Raw genomic sequence first — 7,440 nt, 5'->3', positions numbered from 1 at the left:
CAATATACATCAAACATTTCAAAATAACTACTTCGCTTAACGCAGTCATTGCACTGATTTTATACTTTCTTAACTTACGAGTAAAGGGAGAAGCTAAGAGCTTCTCGCCCCTCTCACACCCTAGATAGTCGCCATGCCTGGCGCATCTAAAAAAGCTGGTCAAATCATCAAAGATTTGACCAGCTTATACTATTCTCCAAACTATTTAACTTTTTCAGCTACTTCAACTGTACGTTTTGCTTGATGCTTAACAGCAGCTTCTACATCCTCTACCATTTTTCCGTCTTGTCCTTGGGTTACACTTGTACCATATGGATTTCCACCAGCTCCAAAGATTACTTGGTCACTATATCCTGGAGGTACAATTATAGCTCCCCAGTGCATCATCGATGTGTACAGTGATAAAATGGTAGCTTCTTGACCACCATGCGGATTGCTGGCAGATGACATCGCACTTACTACTTTGTTAACCGTTTTACCTGCTCCCCAAAGACCACCCTGCATATCTATAAATTGTTTCATCTGTGAAGCCACGTTACCAAATCGAGTAGGGGTTGAGAAAATGATTGCATCAGCCCATTCAATATCATCGGATGTAGCTTCTTTTACATCTTTTGTTGCATCATAGTGAGCTTTCCAAGCAGGGTTTGACTCAATTGCAGCTTCTGGTGCAAGTTCAGGAACTTTCACCAACCTTACTTCAGCTCCTGATTCTTTCCCAGCTTCCTCAGCCCATTTAGCTAACTCGTAGTTCGTTCCTGTAGAACTATAGTAGATTACAGCTAATTTTACATTGCTCATCGAATTACGCTCCTTTGTAAAAAGTTTTTCAGCTATTTTATCAAGAAATTTCATATTCCTTAATATCTCCTTGCTGTTCTGATTTATTCGATAAAGTAATCGTTATTACAAACCAACCAAAAGAATTAATTCTGGCTATTCATTAAAAAGTTAATTACTTTATGTAACTATAGTAAAATAACCATAAACTTATGTCAAGTAATTTTATTATAAAAAGTAACTATAATTAAATATTGGGTTTTTACAAGGATCTATCGCCTATCCTAAACCTTCCAAAAATACATCTATAAAATTTGTTGTAAGGCGACGGGCTACATAATATAATGAATGTGAATGATCCACAGATACAGATTATAGGTAAAGGGTGAGAATGTGGGAAAACGAATATTTTACTTTTTGTTAACGAACATTTTAGTTCTAGCAACAATCACGATTATTTTTACGCTCATTCCTGGTACATGGAACTATATTCAGGCGGACGGAACACTTCATTTAGGCACATTATTAATTTTTAGTGCGATTATTGGTTTTACAGGATCATTCATTTCATTAGCTATCTCACGTTGGATGGCAAAACGAATGATGGGTGTCCGCGTCATTAATCCTGATAAACCAATGTCAGAATATGAAAGAGCAGTAGTAGAGAAAGTACATCGCTTATCTCGAGCTGCCGGATTAATGCATATGCCGGAAGTCGGCATTTACGATTCACGTGAAGTCAATGCATTTGCTACTGGACCATCGAAAAAACGCTCCTTAGTAGCAGTATCTACTGGTTTATTACAGGAAATGGATGATGATGCTGTTGAGGGTGTTATTGCCCACGAGGTAGCTCACGTTGCCAATGGAGATATGGTAACGATGACACTCTTACAAGGTATCGTGAATACCTTTGTTGTGTTCTTAGCTCGAATTGCGGCTTTTATTTTCTCTCGTTTTGTTAAAGAGGAATTAGCACCAATCGTCCATTTCATCGCGATTATCCTCTTCCAGATTGTCTTCTCTGTCCTAGGAAGTCTCGTTGTATTTGCATATTCAAGACACAGGGAATTTCATGCTGACAGAGGTGGTGCAGACCTGGCTGGTAAAGATAAAATGAGACATGCTCTCGAATGTTTACGTATGTATACAAACCGTGTTCGAGGTGACGAAACTTCGATTTCTACTCTAAAAATAAACGGGGCTAAAAAATCTTCTATCTTTTCAACCCATCCAAATTTAGATGAAAGAATTGAGCGTCTAGCTTAAGTCAGTTACCACCTCCCTTACTTAGGGAGGTTTTTTCATCAAATCAGACCTTACTCAATCCATCCCGAATCCTTCAACTTTGCAATTGCCTCGATCCGATTTCCAACTTCTAATTTGTCCAATATTACGGAAATATAATTCCGAACGGTACCTGTGGTAATATATAATTCCTTAGCAATCTCTTTGGTATTTTTCCCTACCGCTAATAGGCGTATAACTTGTTCCTCACGTTCTGTTAATGGATTTTCATTCTTATAAGCCAAATCAATAAGCTCTGGGGAATAGACCTTACGCCCACTTACGATAACTCGTATAGAATTGGCTAATTCCTCACTGGGACTATCTTTTAATAAGTACCCACTTACCTTAGCGTTTCTAGCACGTTCAAAATAACCAGTTCTAGCAAAGGTTGTTAAGATGATTACCTTGCAATTATTATCTTTTAATTCCTCAGCAGCATCCAAACCACTTTTTATTGGCATTTCAATATCCATCATACATATATCTGGCTGTTGCTCCTTAACTAATCGAACTGCTTCTTCTCCATTACTTGCCTTACCAACAATTTCTATGTCCTCTTCTAAATTTAGTAATGCACCTAATGCACCTAATAACATCGTTTGATCTTCAGCCAGAACAATTCGTATCATTCTACCTTCTCCTCTCCCGTTTCTGATTGTTTGATGACATTTGGGATACGAATAGTTAATACAGTCCCTTTTGTGCCTGTAATTTCCAGGTTCCCATTTACAAATTCTAAACGTTCTTTTATACCACGAAGCCCATTCCCTTCATTATCTTGCAACATCTTTGCATTACCTACTCCATTATCTTTAATCTCCATCATCCACGCACTCGCTGTTTGATGTACATTAATATAACAATCGGTAGCATAACTATGCTTTACCACATTGGTGACAGCTTCTTTCAAGCACATACTCAATACATTCTCTACTAAAATGGGAGTTTTTATAAAGTCAGCATTGATGTCTGTATGTAACTGCATTTGTGCAGCATCCATCATCTGTCGAGCATGAATAATTTCTTCTTTTAACTTGACTCTTTTCATTTCCGAAACCAAGTCTCTTACTTCTTTTAACGCTGTCCTAGCTGTTTGATTAATATCCTGCAATTCATTTTTAGCCGATTGTGGATCAATCGTAACTAGCTTACCTGCTAGATCACTTTTCAAACCAATAAGCGATAGCTTTTGTCCTAAGGTATCATGCAAATCCCTTGCAATTCGCTGACGCTCTTTTATAACCATCAATTGTGAAATTTTCCGATTTGCATCCTCTAACTGGTGCTCTAATTTATCCTGTTTATTCCGATTATAAAGTGTAAAAGGTAAAAGGATGACACCAAAAACGGTTATCGCAATAAACGGCAGCTGTGATAAAAAGAGGGTACTTTGTATATAAAAACCAAGACTAACTGCCGATATAGTTGAAACTAAATGAATAACATATAATGTGATAAATCCATTTTTACTTTCCAAATTACCAATAAAAAATGCTAGAAACAACGAAAAATAAACATACCCAAAATATAAAGTCATCCCAATACTTATCGCCATTTGGATACTAACGGAAAAATAAACCGTCCAGCCTTTTTTTATAAAAGAAAGCCGATAGGTGGTAAAGAAGCACACAATTAATACAATACCTATACCAACTTCCAAAAGTGATGAAGAACGAATAATAAAATAAAAGGGCAATAAACAAAAAACAACCCATGCAAATGCACTTAATCCTGTATTTTTTGGGAATATATGATACCAATTTTGCATTGTTTGCCCTCCTTAAGCTGATGTATTAAGTATAGCAATATTTTCGTGCCAACTCATTCCTTTCGATAGGATTCAACACCATTTCAAAAAAATACCGAACTACTATCCGGATATAACTTCTATACACTAGGATTATAGTTCGGAGTTTCTTTATCTTCTTTTTTCATTACTGGCGAATGTTACAATTATTTCTCTTGAACACTTGTTTTCATAGAAATATTCACATTCGTGTTTTTCTGCAATGTCTTCAATTCTTTAAAGCTGATAAATGTTCGTGAAGCTTCATCATACAGACGGAATCGAATGGATTGCAAACTAGTTAACAATGTAATCGTTGTTGCTTTTTGCAGAGGTGGTGTTGATTCATGAGCATCTTCTAAGTGGTAATTAGGAACTTTTGGACTCAAATGATGTACATGGTGATAGCCAATATTTCCCGTCACCCATTGTATTATTTTTGGCAGCTTATAATATGAACTTCCATCCACAGCAGCTTTTACGTAATCCCATTCTGCTTCGTTTTCAAAATAGGAATCTTCAAATTGATGTTGTACATAAAAGAGCCAGATACCTAGCGAGCCGGATAAGAAAAGAATTGGTAATTGAATAATGAGAAAGGCTTGCCATCCAACTATCCAAATTAGTGAGGCATAGATGACTACGATGGACAAATTAATGAAATACGTATTTAAACGTTCCTTACGTCTTGCACCTTTTCTGTTAAACCGATTCGATAGTAAAAAAAGATATAATGGTCCTAATCCAAACATAATTATGGGATTTCGATAAAGACGATAGGCGAGTCTTCTCCAAAAAGATGCTTCCTTATATTCGTTAACTGTCATTACCCATACATCACCTGTACCACGTTTATCTAGATTGCTACTCGTCGCATGATGTATCGCATGACTTCGTTTCCACTTTTCAAAGGCAAACAATGTAATAATTCCTGTGAGTGTACCCACCATTCGATTTGCTTTTGGGCTCTTGAAAAAAGAACTATGTGTGCAATCATGGAAAATAATAAATATCCGAATAACAAACCCTGATGCCACAACTGCCAGTCCAAGCGTAAGCCAAATAGAAATGGACAGACTTTGATAAGCAAGAAACCAGAGAACTAAAAATGGAAGAATCGTATTAACGAGTTGGATGACACTTCGCCTTACATCCGAATTTGCAAAAACTGCAACACTTTTTCTTAATTGAGTTTGTTTCTGTCTACTCATGTTTTCCTCCTAGTTACTATCTTTTCCTATCATCGTAAAGGTTTTACCTAATGATAAGAAGACATAAATATCAAGGAGCGTACATGACAAATATCATATCTGCTATGTTACAACTTCATAATTCGTTGATTAACGCTTCACCTTCTCTCTTATCAGTGAATAAGCGCCCCCCAACAAACGGATCTTTCAAAGAATGGTAATCATGCATACCTCCACCACCAAAACCGTTACTTCTCTAACTGCATATAAGTCCTGTATACATTCACCTGAAACGTCCAATACATGTCCGAATAGATCTGTTTGTAATCCACCTAATGTTTTTCTACTCAGTATATATAGCCGAACTGCAATTGCTCTGGTGAATTAACTAACTAAAAACAGACCATCAAATGACTACCATGCTTACCCAAAAGATTGCTCCGGTTCTTGGTCTAATAACAACATGCGTCTCCCTCCACGCAACCTCACTTGCAGTAACAATTCTCGCTAGTCCTACTCCAACAATAATGACATTATATTACATAAGCTACCTCCTCAGTAAGGATTCATTAGATTCGCTATTCCCACAGAGAATCCTTCTCTAAAGAGGCTTGTTTAAGTGTTCGTATTCCATTTAAAATAATGAGCTACATGCCATAAATCTTTAAACTCAAGGTCAGCAGTAGGCTGTTGTGCATGTCGACGATCTCCAACGAGTATTGTATTTACTCCTGCCTTTTTTCCAGCCTCTATATCCATTTCTCTATCTCCCACCATATAACTATGACGAAGATCAATCGCATGCTTCCTGGCTAAATCGTAAATCATTTGCGGTTGAGGTTTACGGCATGCACAGTTAGCATGCGGTTTATGAGGACAATAGGCAATATCATCAATGACTCCATGAAATTCAGCTATTTCTTCCTTCATTCTTTGGTGTACTTGATGTAATGCTGCTTCGTTCATATAACCAAGTCCAATTCCACCTTGATTCGTAACTACAAAAACTTTATACCCTAAATGATTGAATAAGTTGATAGCCTCTCCTACACCATCAAGCAGGTAAAAATCCTCTGGCTGATTTACAAATTTCACACGTTCTGTTAATACTTCATTGATAACTCCATCACGATCTAAAAACATTGCAGGCTGTTTCATCTAATCCCCCTATCCTTCATAATCCTTAGTATGTACGAAGAGGCCAAGATTTATATAAAGTAAAACTTCAATCCGCGGGGGTTTTGTTTTCCCCACGGATTGGTAGTACCACAATGATATGACCTAAAGGCCTAGAACCAATCGGACATTTACTGGCAGTTGATCCTCCATTTACCCATATTAGTTTCGCTTTATTGCTTGATGTGAGGGGCTTACTGCCAGTTAAATGCGGGAGATATGTCGCTTATGGCGCTGCGATTATCTCAACAAGCACATCATCCATGAATGATGCACTAATAAACCTTTAGGAGTTAACAAATTATTTCTACCGATAGATTCACTTGATGGAATATCAATTTCCAAATGACTAAACCTGATCTGTGAATTCTCTGCTTTGTCTCGGCGTAGCACTGATACTCAAAATTTCCTATTCTATTATACCCCTTGTTTATGTTGGGAAGATGTCAATCTTGTTTTCGCTATTTGGTCTGCCCTAATGCCGAAATCACCGACCCGATTGCTTGAATCCAACTTCCAATAGCATTTACTTCTTGCGCGTCATCGCCAGTTCTTCCCGATAGAGCTTGTAGCGAATTACCGATAGCTTGAAGTAAATTACCATAAATATTACTAAGTTCATTTTCATTTGGCTCATGTCCTAGAGCGTCCGCTAGTGCTACTCCACCACCTAAAGCTTGAAGTAAATTACCTTTGATATTTAAATCATTCTTTATTTTTTCATTAAAATCAATAACAATTCCAGTAATAACTGTTGAGTTACCAATTGCTTGAATCTCATTGCCTAGTTTATTAAGTGTAAAGTGATCAATACTATCTGCCACTAAAGAATTTCCAGTTGCTTGCATTACATTTCCAACTAAATTCAGTTCCTTCGCCAAGGGAGCTGGTATATTTATAGAGGGGGTTGAGCCTATTGCTGATAAGGTTGTTCCAATCGCTTGTACCCACGACCCAAATGTTGCTTTCCATTCATTACTCATCAACTCAGCACCTCCTCCTAACCATATTGTAAACATTGTAAAACAGCTTTGTTACATCCTTCATGAAAAATAGATAGATGAATGACGTACAATAGCCAACTAGCAAAATTCATTTGATAAATACGCAAAATGGCCGAATACTTCTATTAGAAAAACTGAGCAAAACCCGCTCAAAAAAGTGGATCTTCAGGTCAAACATTTCCCACAGGAGTTGAAGTAGCCGGCCTTCGCTATT

Annotated in this window: 8 protein-coding genes; 1 reads left to right on the top strand and 7 read right to left on the bottom strand. The window is 37.2% G+C overall.

The window, feature by feature from the left end:
* Positions 1–201: 201 nt before the first annotated feature.
* Positions 202–801, bottom strand: a complete 600-nt coding sequence (wrbA, locus tag Q1A47_RS19310; RefSeq protein WP_026679655.1) for an NAD(P)H:quinone oxidoreductase — start codon at positions 799–801, stop codon at positions 202–204.
* A gap of 372 nt (positions 802–1,173) precedes the next feature.
* On the opposite strand from wrbA, the gene htpX reads away from it, so the two are divergent.
* Complete coding sequence (gene htpX / locus Q1A47_RS19305; RefSeq protein WP_166531014.1) at positions 1,174–2,049, top strand: protease HtpX; 876 nt, start codon at positions 1,174–1,176, stop codon at positions 2,047–2,049.
* Positions 2,050–2,099: 50 nt separating this feature from the next.
* On the opposite strand, the gene Q1A47_RS19300 is transcribed toward htpX, so the two are convergent.
* The 6 genes from Q1A47_RS19300 to Q1A47_RS19275 all read right to left on the bottom strand — a co-directional run bounded on the left by Q1A47_RS19300 (position 2,100) and on the right by Q1A47_RS19275 (position 7,205).
* Positions 2,100–2,699, bottom strand: a complete 600-nt coding sequence (locus Q1A47_RS19300) for a response regulator transcription factor (protein ID WP_121604040.1) — start codon at positions 2,697–2,699, stop codon at positions 2,100–2,102.
* Positions 2,696–3,838, bottom strand: a complete 1,143-nt coding sequence (locus Q1A47_RS19295) for a sensor histidine kinase (RefSeq protein ID WP_121604041.1) — start codon at positions 3,836–3,838, stop codon at positions 2,696–2,698. The genes Q1A47_RS19300 and Q1A47_RS19295 overlap by 4 nt, the downstream gene beginning before the upstream one ends.
* Positions 3,839–4,023: 185 nt before the next feature.
* Positions 4,024–5,067 (bottom strand): fatty acid desaturase, encoded by a 1,044-nt coding sequence (locus tag Q1A47_RS19290; RefSeq protein WP_026679659.1) that lies wholly within the window; start codon positions 5,065–5,067, stop codon positions 4,024–4,026.
* 186 nt (positions 5,068–5,253) lie between these two features.
* The gene (locus tag Q1A47_RS20960) at positions 5,254–5,397 is read right to left on the bottom strand and encodes an FAD-binding protein (protein ID WP_343231067.1); all 144 of its coding nucleotides are present in this window, start codon (positions 5,395–5,397) and stop codon (positions 5,254–5,256) included.
* Between the two features lie 264 nt (positions 5,398–5,661).
* Positions 5,662–6,204: an HAD-IIIA family hydrolase gene (locus Q1A47_RS19280; RefSeq protein ID WP_166531013.1), complete on the bottom strand. Its 543-nt coding sequence runs from the start codon at positions 6,202–6,204 to the stop codon at positions 5,662–5,664.
* A 479-nt stretch (positions 6,205–6,683) separates the two neighbouring features.
* Positions 6,684–7,205 (bottom strand): DUF6944 family repetitive protein, encoded by a 522-nt coding sequence (locus Q1A47_RS19275; RefSeq protein WP_026679662.1) that lies wholly within the window; start codon positions 7,203–7,205, stop codon positions 6,684–6,686.
* Positions 7,206–7,440 lie beyond the last annotated feature (235 nt).

Origin of the sequence: uncultured Virgibacillus sp. (genome assembly GCF_947495635.1) — a bacterium.
Lineage (GTDB): Bacteria > Bacillota > Bacilli > Bacillales > Amphibacillaceae > Virgibacillus > Virgibacillus salarius.
This window is presented reverse-complemented; position numbering and strand designations above follow the sequence as displayed.